Below are 12,922 nucleotides of genomic sequence, written 5' to 3'. Positions count from 1 at the left end.
ATTTAATTTTCGTTAGAAGTATACATATAAGATTGAACAATCCTTATATACGAAGCCATTCTTGGATCAGAAAAACGATATACACCTTTATATATTCGTTTGAGAATTTTGCTATTATCATCTGAAGCAATTCTAGAAAAACATGAGTCTAAAGCACTTCGCATCAAAGGTTCTCCAAATTTTGATTCATATTTCGCCTTTACATCTTTTTTCTTGATAAATTCATCATTACATAAAGCTATTGCATATAATACTTTCTTGTAACGTTCAACTGATGATTTTATCGATATTTCATAAAGCTTTTGCAGAGAACTTTCACAATCATTTATTGCTTTTTCTATCGCAAAATTGAGATTATTCAATGCAATAGTTTGTCTTTCCTCAATTATAGCTTTTTCGGCGGCTTTTAATGCTAAAAGATGTGTAAAGTAAGCATATCCTGAACTTAATCTGACAATTCGATATATTACTTCTTTTTCAAAAATTAAGTTCAACATATTCGCCCCATATTTTATTATGTGTGTAAGTTCTTCATATTTCATTCGACTCAATTTGATCTCTTTAAGACAACGTTGTACAGAAGGATGTCCTTCTGTTAATTCTGAGGAAGATTCTGCAATACCTACAATCAGTATCTTCAACTTAGAATCGGAATCACTTAATTGTTTTATGAGTTCTGCTACTTTATATTTATCTTCTACTCCTTGTATAGCATCGAACTCATCTATTAGCAAAAGTACATTTAAATCTTTGATTTTCTGGGCAACCCATGATGGTGATAATGATTGATTTACATTGCCTTCTTTTTGTACAGTATTTCCAGATGTTATATTATTTTTAAAAATTGATATATTGAAATTTTGTTGAGATGTAATTGAAATCGTGCGTGGGCAGCATCCTGCCTCAATTAATGCAGGTTCAATAATACTTAGAAAGTTATCAGAACTATCACATCTTTTTATGATTAATTTTTGTTCGGTCAGCTTAACTAAATTTTGAGCAGTGATATTTGCTAAAGAACTTTTTCCTACACCTCTATCACCATATAGTAGTGCATGCTCTCCAGGAGTGTTGAGAGTAGATAAAAGTTGCTTCATCTCCTCTAAACGTCCTCTAAAAAAACGTTCATCAGTAATAGGTTTGTGAGGAGTAAAAATGTGCCTCACATTAGATTTTCTAATGCGTCTTTCATCTTCGCCAAAAACTTCTAAATCTAAGGTATTCATTATGAAGTAATTTATGTTTCAACAAAAATAGGAAAAAGGTATGTAATATATATTATCTAGCACCATTTTTATGAAATATTTCTATGAAGATGCTGCTATAATTTGTGGCAAACAATCGGAACTTTCGATTTTAAGTTGATAAGGAATTACAGTTTACGCCTTTTTTTCTTTTTGAGTTTGGACTTTTGTTCCTCTGAAATATTTGGATTTGATAATAGGTCTATACCTGATAGAACAAAGGTGGTAAGGGAGCAAGGAGAAATATTACTTTCTTGTCTACCAGATTGTATTTTAGGAATATACGTATCATTATCTCTATCAGTTTTTCTATCTGTATTGAAAGAAATATTGCTTATTTTTTTGTTTTCAAGATTGACAGAAAATAGGTTTTCTTGATTACTAACCTGATTGATTTCTGTTTCTCTTTCACCAGATTGAATTTGTTGCTGCTGTAATTTAAACAGCTCGGATATACAGCCGTTTTTCATTGTGTTGTGATAATCGAATAATTCTACTTGTTGGCGATTGTAATTGAACAGCTTATCAAATCCTTGTTCTACTTGTTGGAACAAATTCACACGGTCAAAACCACCTTTTATTATTCCGGCTTCGGTGTTTTTATGATTGGTAAGCGGTGACAGCTTCTTTTTGTTAGTTTGGTCTTTCCGGCTTACAATCAAATGACAGTGCATATTTAGTTCATTATCTGAACGGCTACGGTCAAAATGAATCTTGCCATAGAACTTTATATCCGAAGCGGTAAGTTCTTTGTTGAAGTTATTGGCATATATAGGAATAAATACCTTACGAATATAGCGTTTCATTGCTTCGGCTTGTTCCTGTTCTGTGTTACCCATTGCTCTAAGTTCCTTTTCCGATGGGCTGACATGGATAGAATAAAACTTAGCATCCGTTTTTAGGAGTTGTCCGATATTACTATCTATATCCTTAATCACTTTTGATTTATAGATATTGTCATCCGTCAGATTGAAAAAGCCATCAGTATAGATTCCTTTCTCCATCCGCTCCAAATCTTCATGTTCTAAATAATTAGCTAACTGTCGACTGCTTCCTGCATTATTATATGTTCCATTTGATGGTGGGGCAAAGTCAATGTGCATAATCCTATGTGTTTATTAGATTACTGATTTCGGTTTTCAGATTTTCTTTCCTTTTACTATCCATCACACCGCAAGCTGATAATTCTGAGTAAAGTTGTATCAGGTGAAGTAACTTTTTATAATCACGTTGGTGTATCTGGTAAAGTGCGTTTAGTTGCTTCCCTTGCTGGTTGATTACGTCAGCGTGTTTGCTAAACTGTTCACTTACTTTTTGCAATACGGCTGTTTGTTTTCCCTGACTGGTTTCCAGCCACGAAAGAATAAGAGTTTCCAATGTTTTGCCAATGGTATCAAACCGAACCGCAATAGAATTGGCGGTTCGTATCATCGGATTTAGTTGTTCTTCCTCGTAGTGACGAATGAAGCGGATAATATCATCCTGCCTCTTATTTATTTTCGCCAGTTCTGATTTTACAGATTCTGGTGCTTCGGATGGGTTGATATGCGCCTTGTCTATATACCCGAACGCTAACTTTACAACTTCACTCTTTTTCAGTGAATAGCGTTTGCATATCTTCTCTACCAAAGCAGCCGTTTCCTTGTCTATGGAAATGGTAGTGAATATCGTTTTTCGACTGTTGTTTGGCATGATAATTACTTTTTTATAGAAATTTGAATAGATAAATACCTGATAATAAGTATTTCAAAGAAAATACTTATTACAGGTGTCATTACAGCGTGTTCTTGTAACACGCTAAAGCCGAAGGCTTTGCCCCGCAGGGCAAGAGGGAAGAACAGGACTTGTCCAGTTCCCTCTTGCTCGATTTAGTGAAACCGGCTGAACCGATAGGTGAAGCGGTTTCTGTTAAATCGGGGTGGTAACACAATGTGATAGCTTAAACACAAGCTTCTTTCCTTTGCTGCATTTTGCTGTCAAGGTTTGTTTTCTAATTGATTGGCTTTTTCAAACTGTTTATAAGTTTGAAAATCGGCTCGTTCACGTACAAAAGCTCTAATATCGCTAGCCCGATAGTAGGTTTTATGCCCAATAGTAAAGTAGGGGAGCTTACCTTTTAGTCGATAGCGTTGTAAAGTTCTGAAAGACACTTTTAATAGAAATGCTAAATCCTGATTATCAAGTAATCGTTCATTTTCTTCTAATACCTGATCGGTATTGATAAGGGATTTTAAGTCTTGTCCTATCTCAGTGAGTTTCTTAGATAGCTTCTCCATCCATTTATCGAAGTTCTCGTTGTCTATATACATTTTGCTTCATTTTTAGTTTAACATTATTGTTCTCAATCGATTGATGAAGCAAAATTCAGTAAAACAATGTAACAGAAAAAGAGGAGTAGTTACCTACTCCCCGAAAAGAGAATTTCAAATCTCTGGAAATTAATAGTTTACACAAGTGTCTTTTTTGATCTTTATCGGTTCTTACGTTTTCGATCCTCTTTGATGATAGCATTTCGTAAGGCATCCAATGTTTTGGTAAGGTTGTACGGCTTGCGGGTAAATACTTCACCTACCTTATCGTAAATACTTCCGAATTTTAGATTGAAAAGCTGCTCAAAACCACGAGCTAAACGAACTTCTGGGACAGGTTTTCCATCTTCGCCAACGATTTGCCCCTGTAGAAACAGAGCTAATACGATTTCTGCAATGCCAATAATCCCCAAGTCTTTTGACTTAGGGATTACATATAGGTCGGACTTGAACGCTGTAGGAATAGATAACTTAAATTGTTCTGGATGGTTAATTTTTAAGTTGATTAATTGTAGCTCGGCATCAATTGTCGATAACGCTTTGTGGACATAGAGAATTTTAAGCGCATTTTTCCCCCTGCCCACATTGATATAACTCTTTTAGGGGTACTATCTCAATACGGGTGAGATTTAGCATCCGAAAGATATAGGAATAATCTTCTGAATTGCTAATAGCGACTATGTGCTTGACAAATTCTCCATAGGCATCTTGCATTTCTGTGTTAGTAACTTCTTGTGAAGTTTTAGACAATAGCTCAAAAAACTTCATTTTCAATAACTCATTCATAAGCATAATTTTTAGATAGTGAATAATATTAATTCGTATAATCATAAATTCAATATGCTTATTTAGGTACTATACTTTTTATATCTTCGGTATTTATAGTATCAATTTTAGGAGAAACTATATTTTTGTGCTGTACCTATTATATAATATGTAAATCAGTCCGCCAGAAAGAAATATAGTTGGTAGAATAAACCAATAGTTATTACTTATTAGAAACTTGGCTATCCAAAAAGAAGGGAGAAATGAAAATACATATTGGGTACTATCTGTAATAACAAAAGGTATTATTAATCCCACCATAACTAAAGCAGATACTTTTGCAAGTGCCATACCTTCTACTTTATTCCCCGCATATGCCAAAATAATCATAGCAGCCACAACGCTTAGTATTGTAGCCAATATTGATATTATAAATGTAGTCCATAATGACATATCTGATACAGAACAAAAAGAAAGCAGTACGAAAGAAACAATGGCTGCAAATAAAACAGGAATAAGCAATCTTGATATAAGATACCCCTTCTTACCAAGTGGGGTAATTGTGATGTACCTGTTGATTTTCATGTCTGTTTCATCTAATACCACTAAGACCGAAGCGAAGCAAATCATGTAAGGACACATAATTGCAAGGAATAAATCCAATATCGGATAATATAGGCTGAAATCCTTTAGCATCGGATAATGCTGTACAATTAAAGGGAAAACAAACCTATATATTGCTGCTAATATTAGCGGGATACATATTATTGCAGATAACATACCATCTGAGAATATGTTTCTGATAAACATTTTGAAGGAAATAATATTCTGATTCATAATTATATCGTCATCATTTTTTTTACTGACAGACAAGAAAAAATATACATTGCAATACACCAAATGCTTATTGCTATTAGAGATATGACACTGATATTTCCAGACATAAGTTCTATAAGACTTATACTTGGATGTAATAGCATAGCTCCCGATTTATAGCCCATTGTATAAACAGATATGGGAGCTACAGATATTATTAAAGTGGGAACCATAATCAGCATAAAATTATTCATGGTTGAAATAAAAGCAGAAAGTGATATTCCAACCAGTGTGAATAATGCTGAACCTAACATAATTCCAACAGCAAGATGTATGTAAGAATGTTCCATGCCTGAGAACAATGCGATGAGAACTCCACTTAGCAAAGAAATTAGTCCAATGGAAATTACCTTTGACAAAATGTATGCGTGTATTGATATGGGCGAAACAGCTAATGCCTGCATTACTTTTTCGCTTTTCTCGAATAATATTATTGCTCCCATAAACATTAATCCGATCAGTACGGGATCTGAAAATATAAGGGTAGTTGTACATAGTTCTTTCCACGGCATAGGAAGAATGCGCAATACTGTAATATACACTAGTGTAAATAACGTATATAGGGCATAAAACCCATATTTGTATTGTTGCCGAATATCACCTAGTATTAAACCTTTAAGCTTCATAGTAATTTCCTCCCTGTTATTTCTGAGAATATATTGTCTAATGTTGGCTCATTGCTATGTATTGATAATAAGGCATTAGCTTGAATCAGAGATTGTAGCTTTTTATCTGTACTTATTTTGTCAAGTGCGATTGTAGTATTTAATTCTTTTTGATTCTCCAAATATGAATATGTTACTTCATTATAACGCCTTGACATGATAAGATTATGAGGAGTGTCCATAGCTTTAATGTTGCCATCAACAATAAATGCTACACGATCACAAAGTTCGGTTGCATCGTGCATATTGTGAGTAGTCAGAATGATTGTTACTCCTTTATTTTTAAGATCAAGAATAATGTTTTTCATCACTTGGGAGTTCGAAGGATCTAAACCAGATGTTGGCTCATCCAAAAATAACACTTTGGGCTGATGAATAATTGACCGGGCAAAGTTTAATCTGGATTTCATACCTTTAGAAAAACCTGCCACTTTCTTATTGGCATGTTGTGATAGTCCAACCATTTCTAATAATTGTTCGATAGGAATCAGCTTACAGTCATATAAAGAACCAAAGAATTTTAAGTTTTCCAATGCGGTGAATTTCTCATAAAAACTAGGAAATTCAAAATCGACACCAATACTCTCATAGAACTGGTCAGACTTATTTCTAATTTCATTATTATTAATAGAAACACTCCCCTTATATTTAGGGAGCATACCTATTAATATCTTTTGGAGAGTGCTTTTTCCTGCTCCAGAAGGTCCTAAGAAGCCAAATATTTCTCCGCTTCTTACTTGAAAATTCATATTCTCAATAAATGGTAGTTGAGAATAACTAAACGATAAGTTTTTTACTGTAATCATAATTTTTAAATTTTATATCGTATGACTAAAACTGTTTATATAGTCATATTGTAAATTCAAAGTATCGCTATGTAACATATTTGCACATAGTCAGTTGATATTATATAATCTTGTTGTATTGGATTAGTCTTTAAATAGTTGCTGTACTATTCCCCTAACTATAAACTTGAAAACTTCATTGTAAATATCTGTTCCAATTGTTTTCTCGTTTAGAATAGTCAAGAATGCAGCTCTTAAAGCCCCTGCAAATACTTTTGTATCAATTGATTTACTTTCTGGAATAAATTTCAGTAGTTCGTTTGCTAGCATGACATCATCATCTACGTGTTTTGAAAGTACTTCTTGAGGGAGCTTTCTATTTAGATATTCCACATCACTATTAACGAAGATAGATACAAAGTATGGTTTGTTGTTGATTAGCAAGTCAGATATAATATCTGTCAATGTATCAACCGTAATATTATTGGTATGCTTATTTATGGCATTAAGAAATTCTTTTTCCAATTTCTTATGATAGTCTATTATTGTATCGAAAAAAAGAAGTTCTTTTGATGTATAGAATAGATAAAATGCTCCTTTAGAAATATTGGCATATTTAACAAGCTCATCTACAGAAGTTTTACGTACCCCTTGTTGCTGGATAAATAGCAAAGCTCCTTCTTTGAGTTTATCCTTTATAAGCTTTCTTTCGTTGTCATCAAATGCTTTTGCCATACCGTGTGACTATTTTGTTGTTATTGGTCACTGCAAACATAAGCGTTATTTTTGAATTGACAAAGAAATATCGGTTTATTTTTCTTTGTTTCTATATGATCTGCCTAAATCAATGAGTATTTGGTCTATAAATCATTGTATTATGTTGCCACGATAAGTACATATTAAGTCATTAAGAACCTTACTTCGCCACTTTCGGACAGTTTTGAAAACGGCTCATGATTCTTCTTTTATTTGCCGATGAAAATAAAATCGACACGTTTTATAAACCTTTTAAAATTGAAAGTATGGAAGTAGTAACTATTGAAAAGAGAACCTTTTCGTATGTCTGCGAGAGGTTCACGGAGTTTGCCAAACGGATAGAAAGTTTGTGCAGCACTCATACCCAGAAAGTCGAAAACTGGCTGGATAGTCAGGAAGTGTGCCTGTTGTTAGGCGTTAGTAAGCGAACTTTGCAGTATTACAGAAGTAGCGGAAGATTGGCTTATTCTCAAATTGGTAGTAAGATTTATTATAAGACTTCCGATATTGAAAGAATTATTGCAGACAGTGAAACGCAAAATCAATCCCCCAAACACCCCACGTCTTATGAAAAGAATTAAAAAAGATTATCCGTTTTTCAACTTGTTTTCCATTGTTGGCACATGGGAAAGCATTAATCTGAATCCTACGGTTATCATCTATCGGAGCGACAAAGAGTACCTTCTTTCTATTATATATGTATCGGAAACAACCAAACAGGCTTCACCTGCTACTTATGAGATACAGCAAGATGGTAGCCAGTATTTTATTGCCCCTGCATCCAAACGGCTCTATGTAGATTATGATCCGGCAAAAGACGTACTTAACATTTCGTCTTTGGGTCACTATCTGCGTAACTAACCAGCTATCTAGCCATCTTGAAATCAATATTTCAATAAAACAATCTTTCAATCATGGAACTAATAAATAAAGATACCCCACAAGTCAAAGAATTTATTTCTTCGCTCAATTCGATGCTGGATGGTATTGAATCTATTGTAAAGCACTACAAGCCCCACCTGAATGGGGAACGCTTTCTTTCTAATAATGAGGTTTCCAAGAAACTGAATGTCAGTTTGCGAACCCTGCAAGAATGGCGAGATATAGGGCTAATTCCCTTTATCCAGATAAAAGGTAAAATCATCTACCGTCAGAGTGATATTGATAAACTGCTCCAAAAGCACTACTTTGAAAGTTGGAAAGAGTAACCTGCCAAGCCCAAAACATTGTTTTTCGGAATTTAATTTGAATCATTGACTTTCCCAGTGAAGTATTTAGTCTGTGCAAGTCTTTAGATGAAAATACGCTCGAACATAGTGAGAGGAAGATTTTCATCAAAACCGAAGGCTCGGACTTGAACAGGCTAAATACGGAACTTACCTTTGTCAATGCTTCATATTGAGTTCTGGAAAACTTACTATAAAAGAAAAGGATTGAGAAAATGAAATTCATTCTTCCCAATCCTTTTTCAATATTAGCTACTATCTTTATTATATAGCCAATTCCGATAGGCAGCTATTTACTTTTTGCATATCCTTGAAAATATTCTGATCCAATACCCTTGCATAGTGTTTTGTTACGCTTGTATCTGCATGACCTAACATCTTAGCAACATTCTCCATACTCACGCCATTTGCAAGGCAAATGCTTGTGGCATAGCTATGACGGGCGGTATGTGTGCTAAGATTTTTATGTATTCCGCACACATCGGCAATTTCCTTCAAATAACTGTTCATGCGTTGATTACACAATACAGGTAAAAGTTTTCCGGTACACTCTGCCACATCCTTATATTTATCAAGTATGGAAGCTGCCACTGGTAACACAGGAATGTTACACATGATTTTTGTCTTTTGGCGGTTCTTCCTTATCCAAAGTTCCCCTTTGTTGTCTTTTACCAAGTGTTCGGGTGATAAATCTTTCACATCGCTGAACGCCAAGCCAGTAAAAATGCAAAAGACAAAAACGTCACGTACCTGTTCTACTCGTTTAATTGTAAACTCTTTGGCGAGAATGATTTTAATCTCGTCCATCGTCAGAAATTCAGGATCGGTTTCTTCCAATTTGAAACGGTAGTAAGCAAACGGATCTTTCTTTATCCAGTCGTTTTCCAAAGCAATACGGATAATCTTCTTTAAATTCTTCAATCGGGTAATAGCGGAGTTCTGCGCACAACCTTTTTCAATCTTCAAGAAAGCATCGAACTTAGAAATGAAGTTGGCTTCCAAGTTATTCAGGGCAATATCCGATAACTGATATTCTTTCTTAATGAATTCCTCCAAATATCGGGTAGTGGTTTCATACCGTTGAACGGTTTTACTAACAAAGTCTTTGCCGATCAGCTTACGACTTTGTTCGTTGTGTTCTCTGAATACTTGCAAAAGGGTTTTGCTTTCTTCATCCACACCATAATACAGTTTTCTCACAAGATCAACGGTGATAACCTTGTCGGAAGTTTCCAGTTCCCTATAAATTTGGTGTATGCGTGAGCGTGTGATTTCTAAGTAGTGGTTCAGTTCCACCGACATACGGTCTTTTCCTTTTGAATTCTCTTTTGCTTGATTCCATAGGTTTACGGGACAACTTCTTTTGATAGAAATATCTACCATACAGCCGTTTACAGTGATTCTCATGCACACAGGTGCTTCTCCGTTCTTTAATAACTTGGCTTTTTTGATAAAGAACAAAACAGAAAATGATTTTCGAGCCATTTTTACATCGTTTTTAGAGTTACAAAACTATGTATTCTCTTCCAAAGTACGACCATGCAAAATACTATGAATCAGTGAGAAAGATGCAAATTCGTGGGACTTTTTCGAACTGAATTTTAGTCCCACGATTTATCCACCGATAATATGCTTGAAACGGCTATTTTCTGCTACCTGCCAGAAAAAAGAAATTCCTGATAATATCTGATTATCAGGAATTTGCTTGATTCTTCTTGTTGTTTCAGTGATCCGCCTGGGGCTCGAACCCAGGACCCCAACATTAAAAGTGTTGTGCTCTACCTGCTGAGCTAGCGAATCAGACCTTATTGCTGTTAAGCGGGTGCAAAGATAGCTACTTTTGTTTAAAAAACAAATGGATTAAGGGAAAAAGTTTTGAGAACGACTTCTGCTTTTACTTTTCTTGTTGATTATCAGTCTGTTCAAACTTGTGAATTTTTTCTCTGTTTATGATGAAACGTTGATAGTAGGAGAGCATAAGGGTGGTAAGCGGAAGTGCTATAATCATACCCAGCATACCCATCAATGAACCCCAAATTGATAAAGACAGTAGGATGATGGCAGGGTTTAGGCCCGTAATCTTCCCCATGATACGCGGTACGATGAATCCGTCTTGAATGACTTGTACTATTATGAATACAGCAAGGGCCGATGCAATGATAATCCAGAAGTTTCCTCCCGTATCCGCTGCTTTCAGTATGGCCAGCACGATGGTAGGTATAAAGCCGATAATCTGTAAATAGGGCACTAGGTTTAAAGCACCGATGAACAAGCCGAGCCCAATGGCCAGTGGGAAATCAATAATCAGAAAGCCTATACTGAACAGAATACCGACACACAATGCCACGAATGCTTGTCCGCGGAAGTATCTGTTCATGCCGTCTTTCACATCGTTCATTACATTGATTACGAAGGGCCGGTATTTCTGTGGTACCAGGTGGGGCCACCCTTCGGAAATGCTTTCATAGTCCAGCAATATGAAGATTATATAGAGAAGAATGAGAAAGAAAGTGAAGAAGCTGAACAGTAGATTGACGGATTCTGACAGCAAGGACCAGAGCCGGGGAACGGTTTCCTTGATGGCGTTCAGCATATTCTCTTCCTTGAACAATTGGGTGACAAACTGGGTGTCTATGTTCTCACGAAGGAATTCAGAGAGTGTTTTGGGCACATTGCCGTCGTGGGTTCCGTTGGAAAAGTAGTCTATTACCAAATCTTTCACCCTGACGAATTCGTCCATCATGGGAGGCACAAGCAGATAAAATGCGGTTCCTCCTACAATCAGAATACTGAATAAGGCGCAGAAGATGGATATGACCCGGTTCTTGAGCCTTAATCTGTACTGGAAAAAGGTGACCAGGGGGTATATCAGATAGGCAATGAGCCATGCGATGAAGAATGGCAGCAATACGCCGCTTAGACGCTTGAAGAGCATAAGGATGCCGATAATAATGACACCGAGTATGACACCGCGGATAAAACTGTCGAATGTAATCTTTTTGCGTTCCATAATGCTCTGTTTTTTGTATTCGTTAATGACCGCTTTCTTTTTGGTCGGCTTGGATGGCTTGCTGATAGCACTCCCGGCATAGAGGTTCGTACTCTTCGGTTTCCCCCAGCAGTACTTGTTTGTCGTTCTTGACGGTACGGTGGGAGAACGAGGCGAGTTGGCCGCATTTCACACAGATGGCATGTACTTTGGAAACTTCGTCTGCAATGGCACACAGTCCCGGCATAGGACCGAATGGAATACCCCGGAAGTCCATGTCCAGTCCGGCAACAATGACGCGTATACCATTGTTGGCAAGCTGGTTGCATACATCAATCAGGCCGCTATCAAAGAACTGGGCTTCGTCAATGCCCACTACATCTATCTCTGAAGTGAACAGCAGAATGCTGGCAGATGAATCGATGGGAGTGGAGGCTATGGAATGACTGTCATGCGATACGACATCGGCTTCGGAATAACGGGTGTCTATGGCAGGCTTGAATATCTCTACGCGTTGTTTGGCAAACTTTGCCCGTTTCAGTCTCCTTATCAGCTCTTCGGTTTTGCCGGAGAACATGGAACCGCAAATGACCTCAATTCTTCCCCTGCGTTTGGTTTCCTGTATATGATCTTCTGAAAATAATACCATGTTTTTGAGTGTTATATTTAAGCGCAAAAGTAACACTTTTGTTTGCTTTCCGATATTTTTTCATTATTTATTTCTACATTTGTAGCGTTAACACGGACTGTGTAAAGGATATGCAAACCTTATTAAACGACATAGAATTAGATATTCAGGAATTGAAATGTTTGATGCAGGCCATTTCAAGTGATGCCAATCCGACATTGAAGATTGTGGCAAAACGGAATATCCAGCAGATGAAGGCACGCTTGGAGGCGTTGCAAGAACTGCTTGAGGAGGCGCCAACGGCTGTTGTGTCGCCCCTGGAGGAACCCCCTGCTGTTACTACTCCTTTGACCGAATCGGTTTCTCCGGTCGAATCGGTTATTCCTGATACAGTGAAGATGGTATGTGAGGAACCGGAAACAGTTCCTATTTTGGCAGAACGCATCAAGCCTGCCAAGGATTTGAAACATGCCATCAGTCTGAACGATTCATTCCGTTTTGTCCGCGAACTGTTCGCAGGCGATGCTGCACGGATGAATGAAGTGGTACGACGTTTGGGTGAGGCTCCTTCTTTGGACAAGGCTATGGATATTTTTGCTTCGGAAGTGCACCCGGATGAAGAAAATGAAGCCGCCGTCGATTTTATGGAACTCCTCAAAAAATATTTCAGCTAAACGAC

General features: G+C 36.6%; 17 protein-coding genes and 1 tRNA gene. 4 read left to right on the top strand and 14 right to left on the bottom strand.

The features are described 5' to 3' along the window. Positions 1 to 2 precede the first annotated feature (2 nt). From DWX62_RS14820 to DWX62_RS14770, 10 genes are all read right to left on the bottom strand, one after another. The gene (locus DWX62_RS14820; RefSeq protein WP_120172969.1) at positions 3 to 1,226 is read right to left on the bottom strand and encodes an ATP-binding protein; all 1,224 of its coding nucleotides are present in this window, start codon (positions 1,224 to 1,226) and stop codon (positions 3 to 5) included. A gap of 146 nt (positions 1,227 to 1,372) precedes the next feature. Beyond that, the gene (locus tag DWX62_RS14815) at positions 1,373 to 2,347 is read right to left on the bottom strand and encodes a DUF5712 family protein (RefSeq protein WP_120172968.1); all 975 of its coding nucleotides are present in this window, start codon (positions 2,345 to 2,347) and stop codon (positions 1,373 to 1,375) included. A gap of 4 nt (positions 2,348 to 2,351) precedes the next feature. Next, positions 2,352 to 2,936: a BfmA/BtgA family mobilization protein gene (locus tag DWX62_RS14810; RefSeq protein ID WP_046451574.1), complete on the bottom strand. Its 585-nt coding sequence runs from the start codon at positions 2,934 to 2,936 to the stop codon at positions 2,352 to 2,354. Between the two features lie 284 nt (positions 2,937 to 3,220). After that, positions 3,221 to 3,553 carry a helix-turn-helix domain-containing protein gene (locus DWX62_RS14800; RefSeq protein ID WP_046451575.1) on the bottom strand — a complete coding sequence of 111 codons (333 nt, stop codon included), beginning with the start codon at positions 3,551 to 3,553 and terminating at the stop codon, positions 3,221 to 3,223. A 161-nt stretch (positions 3,554 to 3,714) separates the two neighbouring features. Then, the gene (locus DWX62_RS14795) at positions 3,715 to 4,137 is read right to left on the bottom strand and encodes a hypothetical protein (RefSeq protein ID WP_007656975.1); all 423 of its coding nucleotides are present in this window, start codon (positions 4,135 to 4,137) and stop codon (positions 3,715 to 3,717) included. Further along, positions 4,112 to 4,345 carry a hypothetical protein gene (locus DWX62_RS14790; protein WP_085978836.1) on the bottom strand — a complete coding sequence of 78 codons (234 nt, stop codon included), beginning with the start codon at positions 4,343 to 4,345 and terminating at the stop codon, positions 4,112 to 4,114. Before DWX62_RS14790 ends, DWX62_RS14795 begins: the two co-directional genes overlap by 26 nt. A 111-nt stretch (positions 4,346 to 4,456) precedes the next feature. Next, a complete protein-coding gene (locus DWX62_RS14785; RefSeq protein ID WP_057098592.1) occupies positions 4,457 to 5,155 on the bottom strand; it encodes a hypothetical protein in 699 nt (232 codons plus the stop codon). A 2-nt stretch (positions 5,156 to 5,157) separates the two neighbouring features. Continuing rightward, positions 5,158 to 5,820, bottom strand: a complete 663-nt coding sequence (locus DWX62_RS14780) for a hypothetical protein (RefSeq protein WP_046452808.1) — start codon at positions 5,818 to 5,820, stop codon at positions 5,158 to 5,160. Continuing rightward, positions 5,817 to 6,665 carry an ABC transporter ATP-binding protein gene (locus DWX62_RS14775; RefSeq protein WP_007656984.1) on the bottom strand — a complete coding sequence of 283 codons (849 nt, stop codon included), beginning with the start codon at positions 6,663 to 6,665 and terminating at the stop codon, positions 5,817 to 5,819. Before DWX62_RS14775 ends, DWX62_RS14780 begins: the two co-directional genes overlap by 4 nt. 123 nt (positions 6,666 to 6,788) lie before the next feature. Beyond that, a complete protein-coding gene (locus tag DWX62_RS14770) occupies positions 6,789 to 7,379 on the bottom strand; it encodes a TetR/AcrR family transcriptional regulator (protein WP_007656985.1) in 591 nt (196 codons plus the stop codon). A gap of 287 nt (positions 7,380 to 7,666) precedes the next feature. Here DWX62_RS14770 and DWX62_RS14765 point away from each other — a divergent pair, with 287 nt between their 5' ends. From DWX62_RS14765 to DWX62_RS14755, 3 genes are read left to right on the top strand one after another with little or no spacing between them, the layout of a single operon-like run. Beyond that, positions 7,667 to 7,981, top strand: coding sequence for a helix-turn-helix domain-containing protein (locus DWX62_RS14765; RefSeq protein WP_025835668.1), 315 nt, complete (start codon positions 7,667 to 7,669; stop codon positions 7,979 to 7,981). Beyond that, positions 7,968 to 8,261, top strand: coding sequence for a DUF3876 domain-containing protein (locus DWX62_RS14760; RefSeq protein WP_025835670.1), 294 nt, complete (start codon positions 7,968 to 7,970; stop codon positions 8,259 to 8,261). Before DWX62_RS14765 ends, DWX62_RS14760 begins: the two co-directional genes overlap by 14 nt. Positions 8,262 to 8,314: 53 nt before the next feature. Next, positions 8,315 to 8,608 (top strand): helix-turn-helix domain-containing protein, encoded by a 294-nt coding sequence (locus DWX62_RS14755; RefSeq protein WP_120172967.1) that lies wholly within the window; start codon positions 8,315 to 8,317, stop codon positions 8,606 to 8,608. 282 nt (positions 8,609 to 8,890) lie between these two features. On the opposite strand, the gene DWX62_RS14745 is transcribed toward DWX62_RS14755, so the two are convergent. From DWX62_RS14745 to DWX62_RS14730, 4 genes are all read right to left on the bottom strand, one after another. Then, the gene (locus DWX62_RS14745) at positions 8,891 to 10,111 is read right to left on the bottom strand and encodes a site-specific integrase (RefSeq protein ID WP_025835674.1); all 1,221 of its coding nucleotides are present in this window, start codon (positions 10,109 to 10,111) and stop codon (positions 8,891 to 8,893) included. A gap of 242 nt (positions 10,112 to 10,353) precedes the next feature. Then, positions 10,354 to 10,426: transfer RNA gene (locus DWX62_RS14740), tRNA-Lys, on the bottom strand. Positions 10,427 to 10,520: 94 nt separating this feature from the next. Further along, positions 10,521 to 11,636 carry an AI-2E family transporter gene (locus DWX62_RS14735; protein WP_120172965.1) on the bottom strand — a complete coding sequence of 372 codons (1,116 nt, stop codon included), beginning with the start codon at positions 11,634 to 11,636 and terminating at the stop codon, positions 10,521 to 10,523. A 22-nt stretch (positions 11,637 to 11,658) separates the two neighbouring features. Further along, positions 11,659 to 12,264 (bottom strand): thymidine kinase, encoded by a 606-nt coding sequence (locus DWX62_RS14730; protein WP_005828444.1) that lies wholly within the window; start codon positions 12,262 to 12,264, stop codon positions 11,659 to 11,661. A 110-nt stretch (positions 12,265 to 12,374) separates the two neighbouring features. Here DWX62_RS14730 and DWX62_RS14725 point away from each other — a divergent pair, with 110 nt between their 5' ends. After that, positions 12,375 to 12,917, top strand: coding sequence for a hypothetical protein (locus DWX62_RS14725; RefSeq protein ID WP_034523325.1), 543 nt, complete (start codon positions 12,375 to 12,377; stop codon positions 12,915 to 12,917). The last annotated feature ends 5 nt before the right edge of the window (positions 12,918 to 12,922 follow it).

It is taken from the genome of Bacteroides sp. AF20-13LB (genome assembly GCF_003603065.1).
Taxonomy (GTDB): Bacteria; Bacteroidota; Bacteroidia; order Bacteroidales; family Bacteroidaceae; genus Bacteroides; species Bacteroides uniformis.
Note: the sequence above shows the minus strand (reverse complement) of the source record. Positions and strands in the feature narration are given on the sequence as shown.

Coding starts and splice junctions, on each gene's coding strand:
- DWX62_RS14800 (WP_046451575.1), bottom strand. CDS start 3,553: ATGTATATAGACAACGAGAACTTCGATAAATGGATGGAGAAGCTATCT.
- DWX62_RS14725 (WP_034523325.1), top strand. CDS start 12,375: ATGCAAACCTTATTAAACGACATAGAATTAGATATTCAGGAATTGAAA.
- DWX62_RS14735 (WP_120172965.1), bottom strand. CDS start 11,636: ATGGAACGCAAAAAGATTACATTCGACAGTTTTATCCGCGGTGTCATA.
- DWX62_RS14765 (WP_025835668.1), top strand. CDS start 7,667: ATGGAAGTAGTAACTATTGAAAAGAGAACCTTTTCGTATGTCTGCGAG.
- DWX62_RS14780 (WP_046452808.1), bottom strand. CDS start 5,820: ATGAAGCTTAAAGGTTTAATACTAGGTGATATTCGGCAACAATACAAA.
- DWX62_RS14755 (WP_120172967.1), top strand. CDS start 8,315: ATGGAACTAATAAATAAAGATACCCCACAAGTCAAAGAATTTATTTCT.
- DWX62_RS14785 (WP_057098592.1), bottom strand. CDS start 5,155: ATGAATCAGAATATTATTTCCTTCAAAATGTTTATCAGAAACATATTC.
- DWX62_RS14810 (WP_046451574.1), bottom strand. CDS start 2,936: ATGCCAAACAACAGTCGAAAAACGATATTCACTACCATTTCCATAGAC.
- DWX62_RS14775 (WP_007656984.1), bottom strand. CDS start 6,665: ATGATTACAGTAAAAAACTTATCGTTTAGTTATTCTCAACTACCATTT.
- DWX62_RS14790 (WP_085978836.1), bottom strand. CDS start 4,345: ATGCTTATGAATGAGTTATTGAAAATGAAGTTTTTTGAGCTATTGTCT.
- DWX62_RS14820 (WP_120172969.1), bottom strand. CDS start 1,226: ATGAATACCTTAGATTTAGAAGTTTTTGGCGAAGATGAAAGACGCATT.
- DWX62_RS14745 (WP_025835674.1), bottom strand. CDS start 10,111: ATGGCTCGAAAATCATTTTCTGTTTTGTTCTTTATCAAAAAAGCCAAG.
- DWX62_RS14760 (WP_025835670.1), top strand. CDS start 7,968: ATGAAAAGAATTAAAAAAGATTATCCGTTTTTCAACTTGTTTTCCATT.
- DWX62_RS14730 (WP_005828444.1), bottom strand. CDS start 12,264: ATGGTATTATTTTCAGAAGATCATATACAGGAAACCAAACGCAGGGGA.
- DWX62_RS14770 (WP_007656985.1), bottom strand. CDS start 7,379: ATGGCAAAAGCATTTGATGACAACGAAAGAAAGCTTATAAAGGATAAA.
- DWX62_RS14815 (WP_120172968.1), bottom strand. CDS start 2,347: ATGCACATTGACTTTGCCCCACCATCAAATGGAACATATAATAATGCA.